The sequence below is a fragment of the Mycobacterium sp. G7A2 genome (assembly GCF_041902445.1).
GTDB lineage: Bacteria > Actinomycetota > Actinomycetes > Mycobacteriales > Mycobacteriaceae > Mycobacterium.
The window spans coordinates 1,388,310-1,402,729 of the sequence record NZ_CP169251.1; the positions used below are offsets into that span (position 1 = coordinate 1,388,310).

15 protein-coding genes are annotated in these 14,420 nt (G+C 62.8%); 7 read left to right on the plus strand and 8 right to left on the minus strand.

What is annotated here, in order from left to right; genetic code table 11:
- The first annotated feature begins 55 nt into the window (after nucleotides 1–55).
- Nucleotides 56–430 carry a BlaI/MecI/CopY family transcriptional regulator gene (locus tag ACEWX3_RS06755; protein WP_024444633.1) on the plus strand — a complete coding sequence of 125 codons (375 nt, stop codon included), beginning with the start codon at nucleotides 56–58 and terminating at the stop codon, nucleotides 428–430.
- The gene (locus ACEWX3_RS06760; RefSeq protein ID WP_024444632.1) at nucleotides 427–1,347 is read left to right on the plus strand and encodes a M56 family metallopeptidase; all 921 of its coding nucleotides are present in this window, start codon (nucleotides 427–429) and stop codon (nucleotides 1,345–1,347) included. The genes ACEWX3_RS06755 and ACEWX3_RS06760 overlap by 4 nt, the downstream gene beginning before the upstream one ends.
- Before the next feature lie 33 nt (nucleotides 1,348–1,380).
- Here the strand turns inward: ACEWX3_RS06760 and ACEWX3_RS06765 are convergent, their stop codons facing one another.
- The gene (locus ACEWX3_RS06765) at nucleotides 1,381–1,956 is read right to left on the minus strand and encodes a class I SAM-dependent methyltransferase (protein WP_160109705.1); all 576 of its coding nucleotides are present in this window, start codon (nucleotides 1,954–1,956) and stop codon (nucleotides 1,381–1,383) included.
- Nucleotides 1,957–2,320: 364 nt separating this feature from the next.
- Here ACEWX3_RS06765 and ACEWX3_RS06770 point away from each other — a divergent pair, with 364 nt between their 5' ends.
- Together ACEWX3_RS06770 and ACEWX3_RS06775 are read left to right on the plus strand one after the other, a co-directional pair.
- Complete coding sequence (locus tag ACEWX3_RS06770; RefSeq protein ID WP_024444630.1) at nucleotides 2,321–2,698, plus strand: BlaI/MecI/CopY family transcriptional regulator; 378 nt, start codon at nucleotides 2,321–2,323, stop codon at nucleotides 2,696–2,698.
- Complete coding sequence (locus ACEWX3_RS06775; RefSeq protein ID WP_024444629.1) at nucleotides 2,695–3,612, plus strand: M56 family metallopeptidase; 918 nt, start codon at nucleotides 2,695–2,697, stop codon at nucleotides 3,610–3,612. Before ACEWX3_RS06770 ends, ACEWX3_RS06775 begins: the two co-directional genes overlap by 4 nt.
- 250 nt (nucleotides 3,613–3,862) lie before the next feature.
- Here ACEWX3_RS06775 and ACEWX3_RS06780 read toward each other — a convergent pair whose 3' ends face one another.
- Nucleotides 3,863–4,456, minus strand: a complete 594-nt coding sequence (locus ACEWX3_RS06780; protein ID WP_024444627.1) for a heme-copper oxidase subunit III — start codon at nucleotides 4,454–4,456, stop codon at nucleotides 3,863–3,865.
- Nucleotides 4,457–4,550: 94 nt separating this feature from the next.
- Here ACEWX3_RS06780 and ACEWX3_RS06785 point away from each other — a divergent pair, with 94 nt between their 5' ends.
- The gene (locus ACEWX3_RS06785; protein ID WP_064280689.1) at nucleotides 4,551–5,081 is read left to right on the plus strand and encodes a hypothetical protein; all 531 of its coding nucleotides are present in this window, start codon (nucleotides 4,551–4,553) and stop codon (nucleotides 5,079–5,081) included.
- On the opposite strand, the gene ACEWX3_RS06790 is transcribed toward ACEWX3_RS06785, so the two are convergent.
- The gene (locus ACEWX3_RS06790) at nucleotides 5,052–5,648 is read right to left on the minus strand and encodes a TlpA disulfide reductase family protein (RefSeq protein WP_024444625.1); all 597 of its coding nucleotides are present in this window, start codon (nucleotides 5,646–5,648) and stop codon (nucleotides 5,052–5,054) included. The genes ACEWX3_RS06785 and ACEWX3_RS06790 overlap by 30 nt on opposite strands.
- A gap of 114 nt (nucleotides 5,649–5,762) precedes the next feature.
- Here ACEWX3_RS06790 and ctaD point away from each other — a divergent pair, with 114 nt between their 5' ends.
- A complete protein-coding gene (ctaD, locus tag ACEWX3_RS06795; RefSeq protein ID WP_024444624.1) occupies nucleotides 5,763–7,508 on the plus strand; it encodes a cytochrome c oxidase subunit I in 1,746 nt (581 codons plus the stop codon).
- Between the two features lie 171 nt (nucleotides 7,509–7,679).
- Here the strand turns inward: ctaD and ACEWX3_RS06800 are convergent, their stop codons facing one another.
- The gene (locus ACEWX3_RS06800) at nucleotides 7,680–7,982 is read right to left on the minus strand and encodes a hypothetical protein (protein WP_024444623.1); all 303 of its coding nucleotides are present in this window, start codon (nucleotides 7,980–7,982) and stop codon (nucleotides 7,680–7,682) included.
- 518 nt (nucleotides 7,983–8,500) lie between these two features.
- Between ACEWX3_RS06800 and ACEWX3_RS06805 the strand changes: the two genes are divergently transcribed.
- Entirely contained in the window at nucleotides 8,501–9,298 is a 798-nt protein-coding gene (locus ACEWX3_RS06805) for a serine hydrolase (RefSeq protein ID WP_370476083.1), read from the plus strand.
- Nucleotides 9,299–9,329: 31 nt separating this feature from the next.
- On the opposite strand, the gene ACEWX3_RS06810 is transcribed toward ACEWX3_RS06805, so the two are convergent.
- Genes ACEWX3_RS06810 through ACEWX3_RS06825 form a run of 4 tightly spaced genes read right to left on the minus strand, consistent with a single transcriptional unit; the run spans nucleotide 9,330 to nucleotide 14,411 of the window.
- Nucleotides 9,330–10,874, minus strand: coding sequence for a fused MFS/spermidine synthase (locus ACEWX3_RS06810; protein WP_064280687.1), 1,545 nt, complete (start codon nucleotides 10,872–10,874; stop codon nucleotides 9,330–9,332).
- Nucleotides 10,875–10,898: 24 nt separating this feature from the next.
- On the minus strand, nucleotides 10,899–13,034 hold the full coding sequence (locus ACEWX3_RS06815) for a cation-translocating P-type ATPase (protein WP_024444620.1): 2,136 nt from the start codon (nucleotides 13,032–13,034) through the stop codon (nucleotides 10,899–10,901).
- Entirely contained in the window at nucleotides 13,027–13,401 is a 375-nt protein-coding gene (locus ACEWX3_RS06820) for a metalloregulator ArsR/SmtB family transcription factor (RefSeq protein WP_024444619.1), read from the minus strand. Before ACEWX3_RS06820 ends, ACEWX3_RS06815 begins: the two co-directional genes overlap by 8 nt.
- Before the next feature lie 32 nt (nucleotides 13,402–13,433).
- Complete coding sequence (locus tag ACEWX3_RS06825; protein ID WP_024444618.1) at nucleotides 13,434–14,411, minus strand: cytochrome c oxidase assembly protein; 978 nt, start codon at nucleotides 14,409–14,411, stop codon at nucleotides 13,434–13,436.
- Nucleotides 14,412–14,420 lie beyond the last annotated feature (9 nt).

Here is a 14,420-nt window from a genome sequence, read left to right on the forward strand (position 1 = left end):
CGGCGGGCATATTGAAGGAATCATCGTTGTGACGACATTCGCGGTAGGAGTGACGGTGCAGGAGCGGGGCTTTGGAGACCTGGAGTCGGCGGTGATGGATCGGGTCTGGGCAACGGGGGGCCCCGTGTTGGTCCGCACAGTGTTCGATGATTTGGTCGCGAGCCGAGACATCGCGTATACCACGGTGATGTCGACGATGGACAACCTGCATCGGAAAGGGTGGCTCGCGCGGAAGCGGATCGGGAAGGCCTATAGCTATTGGCCGACGATGACGCGCGAGGAGAGGTCGGCTCACCTGATGGCGCATGCGCTGCATTCCGGAGGCGACGCCGATCAGGTGTTGAATTTCTTTCTGCGTCAGATGAATGACGAGGAGTCGGAACGACTTCGGGTTGCGGTGCGCAAGGCGCCTCGGCACCGGGCGTCATGAATTTCGCCCTCTGCATTCTGCTCTACGGCTTCGTTCTGGCCTGGCTATTGCCGCCGGTCCTTGAGAAGGTGACTCGTAGTGGACGCAATCCGCGCCTGTCCGTGGCGGTCTGGCTCACTGCCGTGGGTTGTGCCCTCGCCGCCTGGATGGCGGCCAGCGTCAATGTCATGGCCGAGCTCCTGATCAAACACGCGGCACTGCCCGCGCAACTCTGTGTGGATATGTTTCTCGCGCTCAATCACTTCGGTTGGCGTGGGCACGTCGTCTTTGTCGCTTCCGCGCTTCTTGTCCTGGGAGTGTCCATCTTGATCGCCAAACGTGTCTTCCTGACGTTACGGCGATTTCGGGAGCGAAGCAGTGAGATCTCTAGAGAAGCAAGGATTCTCGGATCAGTAACCGAGCATCCGGGAGTCTTTCTCATCCAGGCCGATCAGCCCGCGGCATATTGCGTAGCAGGGCCCCCGCATGCCGTGGTGGTCAGCACCGGCGCGGTGGCGCGTTTGAAGGAGACCGAGCTTGCCGCTGTCTTGGCTCACGAAAGTGCTCATCTATCGAGCCGTCACCCTCAAATCAAGATGACTCTGCGTGCACTGGCGTCATCAGTGCCGCGAGTACCGCTATTCCGGGCTGCTGCGGCTACCGTCGAGTTCTTGGTCGAAATGTGTGCCGACGACCGCGCCGCCCGTAGCCATGGTCGCGATGCTCTGTTGGACAGTCTGCTGGTTTTCACCGCGCCGTATCGACTGTCGCCCGGCGGCGCTCTGGGAGTCGCCGACCAGGGGTTTACCTTGCGTGCCAGCCGACTCAGCACCTCTGGCGGAGGAGTCGGCGAAACCCTCAACCGTGTTGTGCTGCTGGCATTGATGGCGCTCATCATCTCGGCACCAGCCGTGGTCATCGCGCTCTGCCAAACGTGAAAGTGGGTGGGTGGAGGTGGCGTGAGTGCTACCTCATGCAGCCGTCTGTGTCTTGAAGGCCACGATGTGGTGCATGCGAGGATATGTGCCTACGTCGGAAATGGCGAAAGCGGCTGTCAAAATCGCGGATTTGAGGTCTGGCCGAGGGTCGTGCGTGGCTTGCTCGCCTCCGACAGATTTCAATAACTTCTGCGCCCAGCGGCGCTCGGGCGGACGGTAGTCGGCCAGGAACAGTCGGCCACTTGGTCGTAGAACGCGAAATATCTCACTGAGGGCCTGGGGCCAGAGTTCTTCGGGAATGTGGTGGAATGCGAGGCTTGACACGGCCAGGTCGAAAGCTGCGTCCGGGAACGGTAGATTCTCAGCGCCCGTCACGGTGAAGCCGCAGTTCACGGGAGTGTGATCGTCGGCGTACTGGATGAGCTGCGCGGACGGATCAATACCGACGACGAAACCGCCGCTACCCACGATGGGTGCGAGTGTCGCGGCGAAGTAGCCGGTCCCGCAACCGATGTCGATGACTTTCTCGCCGAGGGTGGCGCGAGATGCTGTTGCGAACTGTCTCCATATCCGTCGCCGCTTGCCGAGGAATTGCAGGTTGGCGAGCATCTCGTACGTGCGTGGGTTGTGGATTATCCCCGCGTGATGTCCGGGTTGGCTGCCGAGCATTCGATGCGAAAGTGACACTCCGCAAGTCTCCTCTTGATGTCCGCGCGCAATGGGTCGTGGCCGAGGCCACCGGCTACTAAGTACAATAGTACGTAGGCGGATAGTAGATGATGCTGTGGGCGGGGCAAGGTGCTCCCGTCGGGGATCGATCGCTCGTGCAGCCGCGTTGTGCAGGTGGATCAGGCGCTCGGTCGTTGGCATGCGCGGGGACTCCGCCTTTGGCGGCTTGTCGCTTGACGCACTTCGACGAGGCTGGCAGCTAACATAAGGTGCAGATATTGTCCGACGGGTAGGAGCCAGGGCGGTGCAGCAGCGGGGATTCGGCGACCTGGAGTCGGCGGTGATGGATCACGTGTGGGGCTACGGCGAAGAGGTCACCGTACGGGAGATCTTCGATGACATGGCTGCTGAACGGGATATCGCTTACACAACCGTGATGTCCACCATGGACAACCTCCACCGTAAAGGCTGGTTGGAGCGTCGACGGGTTGGCAAAGCTTATAGCTACTGGGCGGCAATGACCCGCGAAGAACGGTCCGCTCAACTCATGCGTGACGCGTTTCAGCACGGGGGAGACGTCGACGTCGTCTTGAGCTACTTTCTGCGCCAGATGAACGACGACGAGTCGGAGCGACTCCGTGCGGCGTTGCGCAAAGTCAGTCGTCGCTCTCGTAAATCATGAGCGCGGCACTCTGCCTGCTGGTCTATGGGGCAGCACTGGTGTGGATGGGGCCGCGACTTCTTTCCTGGCTGTCACGCGGTGGTGGAGCGCCTCGGTTGTCGGTCGTGCTGTGGTTGGTGACCATTGTGATCGCTATTGCCGCGTGGCTCGTTGGCGCGGTCGGCATGCTTGCTGAAGTTTTTGGCCCCCACCCCGCCGGCCCTTTGCGCTATTGCATGGACGCACTGCTGGCGCTCAACCATCTGGGGTGGGCCGGCCACGTTGCCATCATCGTGGCCTGCGCTGCCGCATTGATCGCGACGTCAGTGGTGGCGCGCCGGTCGCTGGTCGCGGTCCGTCGATTCTGGCGGCGCAGCCGGGAGCATGCGCACGCCGCGCACATCCTCGGGTCGCCGTCGACACATCCGGGAGTTGTCGTGCTCCAGGAGCGAAGCGCGGCCGCATATTGCGTCGTGGGACGTCCGGACGCGATCGTAGTGACCAGCGCAGCGATGTCGACACTGAACGAGGCAGAGCTGGCGGCAGTGCTGGCCCACGAGCGTGCCCACCTGGCGGGCCGTCATCCTCAGCTCATGATGGCATTACGAGCATTGGCAACCTCGATGCCGAGATTCCCGTTGCTTCCCAACGCCGTTGCAGTGGTAGGTCGGTTGCTCGAGATGTGTGCCGACGATACGGCGGCGCGCCGTCACGGACGTGAGACTGTTCTGGATGGCTTGATTGCTCTCGCGGGAGCCCCTCGAACTGCAGACGGCGCGCTCGGAGCGGCCGACACTGCCGTGCTAGCCAGGGCTGAGCGTCTCGCCGTGCCGGCCGTAGCCGGCGCCCTCCTGCGCGAGCGAATCGCAACGATCTCAGCCCTGGCGGCGGTGGTCCTCGCCCCAGTGCTCATCGCCGTCATCTGTCATTCCTGAGTGGTCGAATGGCGCCCGCCAGAGGCGTTATGCCGAATGAGGAGTGTGGCGATGAGCGCGAGCCCCCCGACGGCGCCGACGAAGATCCACAACGCCGGCAGCGATTCGCTGCGGTTCTCCGACGTATGGGAGTCGTCGTAGGAATGAGTTGTCGGAGCGGCGGGCTGCGAGGTCTGCGCTACTGCGATTGATGGCACGCTGATGGCTAGGCATGCGACTGCGGCGGCGGCCGCCAGCCAACGCTGGAATCTCATCTCACGAAGTAGATGACAGCGAAAAGGGCGATCCACACGACGTCCACGAAATGCCAGTAGTAGGACACGACGATCGCTGACGTCGCCTGGGCGGGCGTGAATTTGCTCATCTTGGTGCGCGCCAGCAGCATGACGAAGGCGATCAGACCGCCGATGACGTGGAGACCGTGGAAACCGGTGGTCAGATAAAAGACTGACCCGTAGGCGCTGCTCGCGATTGTCGTGCCCTCTTCGACGAGCTTGAAGTACTCGTAGCCTTGGCCGAGCACGAAGAACAGGCCCATGAAGAATGTGACCGTGTACCACCGGCGTAATCCGAAGACGTCGCCTCGCTCGGCTGCGAATACCCCCATCTGACAGGTGAACGACGAGGCGATCAGAACGAGAGTCACCGGCACTGCCAGAGTGAGGTTCAACTCAGTCGGAGGCGGTGGCCACTCCTCGGCCTGAGCCCTGGCGGTGAAGTACATCGCGAACAAGCCGGCAAAGAACATCAACTCGCTCGAAAGCCACACGATGGTGCCGATGCTCACCATGTTGGGACGATTGAGCGAGTGCACCCGCGAGGTGATCGCAGTACCAGTTGCCATCGTCCGCCTCTTGCTCGATCAGCTTATCTACGTACTAACTCAGTACTATCTGAGATAGTAAGGCATTGGTGCTAGCGGGTCTGCCGGAGGCTGAATGCGCGAGGAGTTTGCACTCGCCGAATTGATGTGGGAGGTCGCTGACTCATGTCTATCGGATACCGAGCGTTCAACGATGTGTGTGGCACTCAACGCTTCGGAGTCGGTCCATGTCATTCTCGCGTCAGTGCGCGCCTTGGTGCGGTGTCGGATACCGCTGCCGCGGAATCTATTTGACGAGTTTCACGAGTGGTTCGTTACTTCGCCGCCATTGGATCCGTGCGACCCGTGGATGCCCGTGTGGTTGGAGCTCCACCTGGCCGCAATGGACCTGCGCTGTGCCGACTACACGATGGAACTCGGGGGCTATGGGCGGGAAACGTTGTGCTATTTCATCCTCGATGACGCCGGCGCCGCGGACGCGCCGCACGGCAAGCAGGCAGAGGTCTTACGTCAATGGCTTGGTGCTCACAGGCCAAGTCCGGCACTGCGCGCCGATCTCGTTTCTAGTGGATTTGGATATCTGCTCGACGGCTGGCGCAGGCCATCTTCGGACGACTCAGGACTCCGCGGTGAGGCGTTGGAGTAAGGGCCGCAGATCCTCGGCAAGTACCGCCGTCAAGTACACCGCAGCCACCCGATGTTGTCTGTCGAGGACGACGGTGGTCGGCACGACGCTGGTCGGATAGCGGCGCCCAAACGCGATGAGTGAGCGCATCTCGGGATCGAATATCGATGGGTACGTCACATTGCGATCGGTGACGAAATCGCGTGCCGATTCACGGTTGTCGCGAACATTGATCCCGAGAAATTGAACGCCACGTCTCTGGAACTCGGCGTGGACGGTCTCCAGTTCCGGTGTCTCCGTGCGGCAGGGTGCGCACCACGACCCCCACACGTTGATCACGACGATGTCGCCGGCGAAGTCGGCCACGCTGACAGTGGCGTCGTTCATCAAGTCGGGACCGGACATTGCGCCAATGGATCCACGGTCCGTCGGCGGGTCGTAGAACAACACGGTTTTTCCGCCGGGCGAGACGAAGTCGAAGCTTCCGCTACCCGGCGATGTCTGTCCGGACTCCGTGCACGCGGCAAGCACCACGGTGGTGACAGCCGCGGCGAAGAGGGTTCGGAATGGGCGTGGAAGCGAGAGCATCCATCTCCTGTATCCATCTGACGATAGGGGCTTTCAACCCCAGACGTTTATCTACTAAGCTCGATAGTAGATGGACGGGCTGTGAATACCCGGCCCGTAGCTCTGGAGGTCGGTGTGGCACTGGATGTCTCCGCTATCGGTGAGCTTGAGGCCCGGCGTCCGTTCCCGGCGCGGATCGGCCCCAAGGGCAACTTGATCTACAAGCTGATCACGACCACCGATCACAAGCTGATCGGCATGATGTATTGCGTCGCGTGCTTTGCGTTCTTCCTCATCGGTGGGTTGATGGCGCTGTTCATGCGCACGGAGCTCGCTTCTCCCGGCTTGCAGTTCTTGTCGAACGAGCAGTTCAACCAGTTGTTCACGATGCACGGCACGGTGATGCTGCTGTTCTATGCCACCCCGATCGTGTTCGGGTTCGCGAACCTGGTGTTGCCGCTGCAGATCGGCGCTCCGGACGTGGCGTTCCCGCGGCTGAACGCCTTCTCGTTCTGGCTGTTCCTGTTCGGTGCGTTGATCGCCACCGCGGGCTTCGTCACCCCTGGTGGTGCTGCCGACTTCGGCTGGACCGCCTACTCGCCGCTGACGGACGCGATCCACTCGCCGGGTGCGGGTGCTGACCTGTGGATCATGGGTCTGGCCGTCGGTGGTCTGGGCACCATCCTCGGGGCGGTGAACATGATCACGACCGTGGTCTGCATGCGGGCTCCCGGTATGACGATGTTCCGGATGCCGATCTTCACCTGGAACATCCTGGTGACGTCGATCCTGGTGCTGTTGGCCTTTCCCATCTTGACGGCGGCCTTATTTGGCCTGGCCGCCGACCGCCATCTCGGCGCCCACGTCTATGACCCCGCCAATGGCGGTGTGCTGTTGTGGCAGCACTTGTTCTGGTTCTTCGGGCACCCCGAGGTGTACATCATCGCGTTGCCGTTCTTCGGCATCGTGAGTGAGATCTTCCCGGTGTTCAGCCGCAAGCCGATCTTCGGCTACACGACGCTGATCTACGCGACGCTGGGCATCGCGGCGCTGTCGGTGGCGGTGTGGGCGCACCACATGTACGCCACCGGTGCGGTGCTGTTGCCGTTCTTTTCGTTCATGACGTTCCTGATCGCCGTGCCCACGGGTATCAAGTTCTTTAACTGGATAGGCACGATGTGGAAGGGGCAGTTGACGTTCGAGACACCGATGCTGTTCTCGGTCGGCTTCATCATCACCTTCTTGTTGGGCGGTCTGTCCGGCGTGCTGCTGGCGAGTCCGCCGTTGGATTTCCAGGTGACGGATTCGTATTTCGTTGTGGCCCATTTTCATTACGTGCTCTTCGGCACCATCGTGTTCGCCACCTATGCGGGCATCTACTTCTGGTTCCCGAAGATGACGGGCCGGCTGCTCGACGAACGCCTGGGCAAGGTGCACTTCTGGCTGACGTTCATCGGCTTCCACACCACGTTCCTGGTGCAGCACTGGCTCGGCAATGAGGGGATGCCCCGGCGCTATGCGGACTACCTGCCCACCGATGGGTTCACCACGCTGAACATCATCTCGACGATCGGTGCTTTCATCCTGGGTGCGTCGACGCTGCCGTTCCTGTGGAATGTGTTCAAGAGCTGGCGCTACGGCGAGGTCGTCACGGTCGACGACCCCTGGGGCTTCGGCAACTCGCTGGAGTGGGCCACCAGCTGCCCACCGCCGCGGCACAACTTCACCGAGCTGCCCCGGATCCGTTCGGAGCGTCCGGCATTTGAGCTGCACTACCCGCACATGATCGAGCGGATGCGTCGAGAAGCGCACGTCGGCCGTGCCCACGGACCCGAAGACGGCGACGTGACGAGGATCGACGACGTCGAAGTCCGAAGCTGACCGGGTCGGACAAACAGGCGTGTGCCCCGCTAACGAGCGCATAGACATATGCGCATATATGCATGTATTGTGGGTTCGGTGACCGTGACGGGAGGTGTCGGGTGAGCGGCTTCGAGCATGCAGACGCGAAGGCCGTCGTCATTTTCGCCGACATGTCAGGCTACACCGCACTCAACCGAGGTCCATGGGGATCACCGCGCTGCGGAACTGGCAGATCAATTCGGCTCCATCGCGACGGAAGTCCTGGGCCCTGGCGATGCTCTCATCAAAACCATCGGCGATGCCGTCATGGTGACAGCGCCGGATGCCCACGCGGCTCTTGCCTATCTCACTCGTCTCGGCGAGGCGGCCCGTCGCACTCCCGGCTTCCCGTTGGTACGTGCCGGCCTCAGCGAAGGCCCGGTGATTTGGCGCCGCGGTGACATCTTTGGTGCCACGGTGAATACCGCAGCGCGCTTGGCTGGACTCGCCCACGGCGGACAAGTCGCGACGACACGCGACGTCGCCTCGCGTGCCTGTGTGCCTGCTGACCTCGTGAGGGACATCGGCTCGACCACCATCCGTAATGTGCGTGCGCCCGTCGATGTCGTCATCATCGACTCAGGGTCCAGCCACCAAGATCACGTCGACCCGGTCTGCCGCGTACACCTTTCGGCTGACGCCAGGCATTCAGCGGCGACGCATGAGGACCGCTTGTACTGGTTCTGTTCCCCGCTCTGTGCTGAGCAGTTTGTCCGGCGGCCGCAAACGTATGTGCCCGAGGGAGCTGCCGTCTCGGCCCTGCGTGACAACGCCGAATCTCCGTGTTGCTGAAACACCGCTGATCTTATCGACACACCGCGGTTGCGCCGCCGCTCACGGTGTTGTCCGTGCTACACCTACCTACGTACTGAAGCAGTAGAAGCGATGACAGGTCGGTGGCGTCGCGGCTGGAATCGAGTGGTGTAGTGGCTCAATCGTTCTGCTGGAGGTTGTTGGCGACCGTCGTCGCCGTGAGTGGATCCCTGACCGTGACCGCCGGTGTCCAGGCTCAGCCCGACACGAGCTCGTCCTGTGCCTCCGTTGATGTCCAATGTGTGTTGCGTGATCGCTTCGCCGCCGCTGAGCGATACATCGCCACCCGGCCAGGAACAGTAGGATTTGTCCTCCGGGATCGCGCGACGGGGGCTCGATATCGCAATGCCGAGGCCGGCACGCCGATCTGGACCGCGTCGACGATCAAGCTTGCGATGGTCGCTGACCTTCTTTCGCGCGAACAGGCTGGTGCCCTTCGCCTGCCCGCCGCCGACCGGCAGCAGATGGCCGACATGCTGCGCAGTTCTGATAACGCTGCGGCTGACGCGCTGTGGTCTCGCTACGGTGGTTCGATACAGGTGTTCAACACCAATTTCGCGCGCTATGGCATGCCAAACGTGCGACCACAGCCTGGTTTTGGTGATGTCTATCCGTACTGGGGATATCAGAAGGCAACTGCCGACGATTTCGACGGACTGATGAACTACGTCCTGACCAAGCTCACACCGGCGAACGCAGCCGCCGTCGTCGCCGAGATGCAACGCGTCGTCGGTGATCAGCAGTGGGGAGTGTGGGGAGCGGGAAAGGCCATGAATCCCGGGAGTAAGAACGGCTGGTCCCAGGAGGAAGGTGGATGGGTCGTCAACTCCGTTGGCTTCGCCGGACCACAGCAGCGATACACGTTGGCCATCATGAACTCACTCGGCGGCGAGGGCGGATACGAGGACGGGGTCACTACGACCACCGAACTCAGCCGAATTCTCTTGAGTCTTTAAACGGATCAGACGGGCGCCGCCATAGCGCCGACTACGACCCGCTCAGTTCCCGCCGATAGGGATCAAGGAGTTGGTCTACTGGCGCATAGTCATCGGTGAGCACCCGGGCATTACCGATCCACGTCGAGAGTTCGGCACCAGCTGTCGTGATCCACTGCGTCTGGCGGGTGTCCAAGATGCTCTGTATCGCGCGACGGTCCACGGGGCGATCAGAGGCCACTACGACCACATTCCCGCCGTTGGGTTCCGCCGAATTCATGCCGATGTCGTTGGGTTCACCGCTGAGGACGACATGGTCGAAAACCTCTGTGAGTGTGGCAACTTCAGCGCGGGCGAATGCCATGCTGCCGTAGTCGATAAGGTTTGCGACGTAGATGCCATCCTGCTTGAGGACCCGGCGTACGTCGGCAAGCGCCTCCACAGTAGTCAGATGCCACGGCACACTGACGCCGCCGAAGGCGTCACCGACGATCAGATCGCGGCTGTCGTCGGCAAGTTGTGCCAGCCCGCGCCTACCGTCCTCGACGCGGACCTCAATACCCGAGTCGGAAACCAATCCCAGCTGTTCGCGATCGATGTTCACCACACCACCGTCGATTTCCGAGACGAGGCTCTGGGTTCCCGGCCGTGAGTCGGCGAGGTACCGCGGGAATGTTAACCCGCCCCCACCGAGGTGGTGGGCCTGAAGCGGCTCGCCTGCCGGGAAGGCCCCGTCGACAACCGCTGCGAAGGCGCGGATGTACAGGAACTTCAACAGTGTCGGGTCCAGTACATCGACGTAGGAGTGACGCGCACCGTCGAGGACGAGCGTGCGGCCAGTGTTTCGTTCGGAGTCGGAAAGAACCCGGGCGCAATGGTATTTGGTCTCCACATCGCATCCGCCAGGAGCCGTATAGCCGGCCAGTCCGGCGCCGAAGACAGCGATGGTGAGCACGATGGCGGTCCTGGTGTTCCAGCGGCGTAGGCGCCATTCGATGAGAATGCCACCGAGAACCAGCAGGAGGCCGAGCCCGATGAGAATGACACTGACTGGCACTCGCGAAATGAACACGAACCCCGTGAGGACGGTGCCCGCGATAGCGCCCATCGTGCCTAGTCCGGAGAGTTGTCCCACGACGGTCCCGGTCTGCGCCAGGGTGAGCAGGCGCATCTTGGTCACCATCGGAGTCACCGCGGACAGCAGAGCGCCGGGCACCAGGATCGCCAGCGCAGCGACGAGCAGCAGCGTCGGAGGCGCCCATTCGGCCGCCATCCGAATTCCGGCCGGCGTGAACGCCACCACGGCGCCGGATACTCCCAGAGACAACCCGAGGTAGCGGCGAGGATCGCCGCGGTCAGCAAGCCGTCCTCCTGCCCAGGAGCCGAGAGCAATTGCTGCCAAAGCGATCCCGATAACCAGTGTGCTGGTCTCCAGCGTCAGCCCCAGGTAGGGCGCCAGCAACCGCAGCGCGGTGATCTCGACGACGAGCACCGCGGCCGACGAGGCGAATACAAGGACCGCCGCAGTCCGCGCACCGATGCCGGGTAGTGCCGCAGAGGAAGGAAGGTTAGCGCGATCGGGGTCGGGATCGTTCACGGCGTCAACGTCGGCATTTTTTCGTCAACGCTGATCGCGCCGTTCGCTGTTGCTGATCTCTAGCTGTTGTGGCGCTGAGGATTCAACCGCGGAGCAGCAGTCACACCCGTCATCTGGCGAGCCCTGAGGGGCAGGTTCGATCAGGGTCAACGGCAGCGATGAGCGTTGCGGTGCGACGACGGCAGGACCGCAGCACGCGTCAATGGGGGTAGGCGCCTGACCGATATTGAGGTGATGCGCTGCCGAGTTGTTAACGGGCGCCGCTGTCAACCCGGGCAATGATGGGGTGCGTGCAGCTCGAATTGCGTTTAGGATCACCAGAATTTCGGCAGCCTCATGGATGAACACCACGGTTGCTAGTCCGAGCACGCCGAACGCCGCCAACGGAATCAAAGACCCGATGATTGCCATCGAAAAGCCGATGTTCTGCACCATGATTCGCCGTGCACGGCGGGAATGGGCCAGGACCTGCGGGAGGTGGCGCAGGTCCTCACCCATCAGCGCGACATCAGCGGTCTCGATGGCGACGTCAGTGCCCATCGCCCCCATCGCGATCCCGATATCGGCAGTGGCCAAAGCTGGGGCGTCATTGACGCCATCTCCGACCATGGCGATGGGGCGACCGCGCGACAATTCGCCGAGCATTCGCGCCTTGTCCTCCGGCAGGAGCTCAGACTCGACTCTCGTGATCCCCGCATCCCTCGCAAGCGCCTTGGCGGTCAGCGCATTGTCGCCGGTGAGCATCGCCACCTCGATACCGATCTTGCTCAGCAGTCTCACCGCCTCGGGAGCTTCGGGGCGAAGCTCGTCGCGTACGGCGATCGCAGCCTGCGTTCGGCCGTCCCGTTCGAGCACCACCACGGTCGCGCCGGCACCCTGCATGCGGGCGACGTCATCGGCGAGGGAGAGCGGGGCTACCCAGCTGGGTTTACCGAGTCGCAGTTGCGCTCCGTCGATGCGGCCCTCGATGCCGTGGCCGGCGATCGCGGTGACGTCGGAAGCGGGCGGCACGTTGGTTGTGGCAGCCAAAATCGCTTGTGCGAGAGGGTGTTCGCTGCGTGATTCGAGGGCTGCAGCTGCCCGCAAAGCCTCCGATGCGGTCGTCCCTTCGACGGTGACGACCTCCACCACTTGAGGCTTGTTCCGCGTCAACGTCCCGGTTTTGTCCAGGGCGACGACTTTGATGCGCCCAAGTTCTTCGACCGCGGCGCCACCCTTGACAAGGGCCCCCTGGCGGCTGGCGGCACCGATGGCCGCCACCACCGTGAGAGGAACCGCAATGGCGAGCGCACACGGTGAGGCGGCGACCAGAACCACCAGCGCCCGCTCGATCCACAGCATCGGGTCACCCAGTAGCGCCCCGAGGGCCGCGATGGCTGCGGCCAGCGCCATGATGGCCGGAACCAGGGGGCGTGCGATCCGATCCGCCAGTCGTTGCCCGACGCCCTTGCGCTCCTGCGCTTCCTCGACGATATGAACGATGCGGGCAAGAGAACTGTCGGCGGCCAAGGCGGTGACCTTGACCTCGATCGCTCCACCTCCGTTGATCGCACCTGCGTAGACATCGCTGCCCGGGCCAGCCTCCACAGGGACGGATTCACCGGTGATGGCTGACAGATCGAGGCTGGTCCGGCCTGTAGTGATCGTTCCGTCGGTGGCGGCGCGTTCGCCCGGACGCAGGACCATGACATCACCAACGACGAGGTCCTCCGGCGACACCACCACTTCGTGACCGTCGCGGATGACAGAGGCCTGCGGAGGCACTAGTGACAACAGCGCGCGAAGACCCCGGCGGGTACGGGTAACGGCGTAGTGCTCCAGCCCCTCGGCGATCGAGAACAAGATGCCCAAGAGGGCCGCTTCTGCAATCTGGCCGAGAGCAATGGCGCCGATCGCGGCAATGGTCATCAGTGTCCCGACCCCGATGCGGCGGTGCCATGCGTTTCGAATCGCGTCGGGGACAAACGTCGATGCCGCGACGACCGCGGCGATCAGCTCGGTCGCCAACGCTATGCGCTCATAGCCGGCGGGCCCGATCAGCCAGCCGACGGCGAGCAGCGCCGCCGCGGCGGCTGACATTTGCAGTTCGCGGACCCGCCAGAGCCGTTCGGGCCCTGACTCTGGATCCTTCACGTCGGTCGCGCAGCATGCATCAGACATGATCAACCTCCTCGGCGCGTATCGGAGCCAGTACTGCCGCGGCGAGCTGGCGGCCACGTTCGGTCAGCCGGTACATCACCAGCTTGCCGCTGCGCCGCGAGGAGACCAGGCCGGCGATCTTCAACTGCCTCAGATGGTGGGAGACGAGATTCTGTGCCAACCCGACTACCCATGCCATGTCGCAGACGCACAGCTCGTCCCCGTTGCTCAACGCGGTCGCAATGGACAGACGTGTGGGATCGCCCAGGGCGCGGGACGCCGCGGCGGCGGACTCGACCGCCGCCAGGTTGGGGAGTGATGCGCGGATTGATTCCGCGTGAGGCAGATCGAGGCAGAGGAGATCGCAACTGTCCATTGACTCGGTCATCTCGACATACTAACGGACGTTGTAATGACTTTCTAGGGTGTGCGGTCCGACGAGGAATCCGGGTCAGTGGCTGAAGGATTGTGCAGACGTTGCAGAAAGGCGTTGTACGCCGCCAGGTCTTCATCATGGGTTCCGCCTTCGATGTCGTGCCGCACTGCCGTCTTCTCCTCGTCCCGCCGCCATCGAATGGCGAAGATCAGGACCGTCAACAGTGCGATGGGCTCCCCGTATGACCAGGCGAGGGCCCCGGCGACGGCCTGGTCTGCGACGGGATCGATGCCCCATTCCGGAGGCGGCGAAGCGAAGGTAGTCGTCAATGCCCGTGGCGCCATCATCAAGATCACGCCGATGAACACGTGCAGCGGCATCTCCAGGAAGATGTCGAAAAATCTGCCCAGGTTCGACTGCCGCACCGGAAGTGGATCCGCAGACAGGATTGGCACGATGAACAAGATTCCGGAAGCGAGGAAGAACGCTTCCAGGGCAGTGTGGCCGATCCACGACGACGCCACGACGTCGAAAAGGCTCGATAAGTACAGGCCGTAGTAGCTGAACAGGAATAGCGGGATCGTGACGCCGGGGTGTAGCAGGATCCGCGCAGCTCGGCTGCGCAATGCGCCGAGGGCGACGATGAGTGCGAACCGGCCAACACCGTGATGGGGCGTCGACCTGAGCAGCAAGGCCCCCGGGCTGCCCAGCACGAGCAGCGGCGGCACCAGGATCGACAGCGTCAGGTGCTGAAACATGAAGGCGCTGAAAAGCCGAAATCCGTATCCCTCGATCGCCAGCCCGGTGACCGCCGCCAGGGCGAGGCATCCGCAGAGGAAGCTCACCGTGCGCGGCCAGGGCCACGGCCGCTCCAGCCTGTGCAAGCGAAGTACACCAACAAGGTAAAGGGTGGCTGCCAGGGCGGCCAGCGCCGGGAACAGCGGGACGGCGGTCGGGTACCAACCGATCAACGTGCCGAGTGTGGGCGGCTCTAACGGGAGCGTGCCAAGGCCGTCAAACATGCGCGGCGA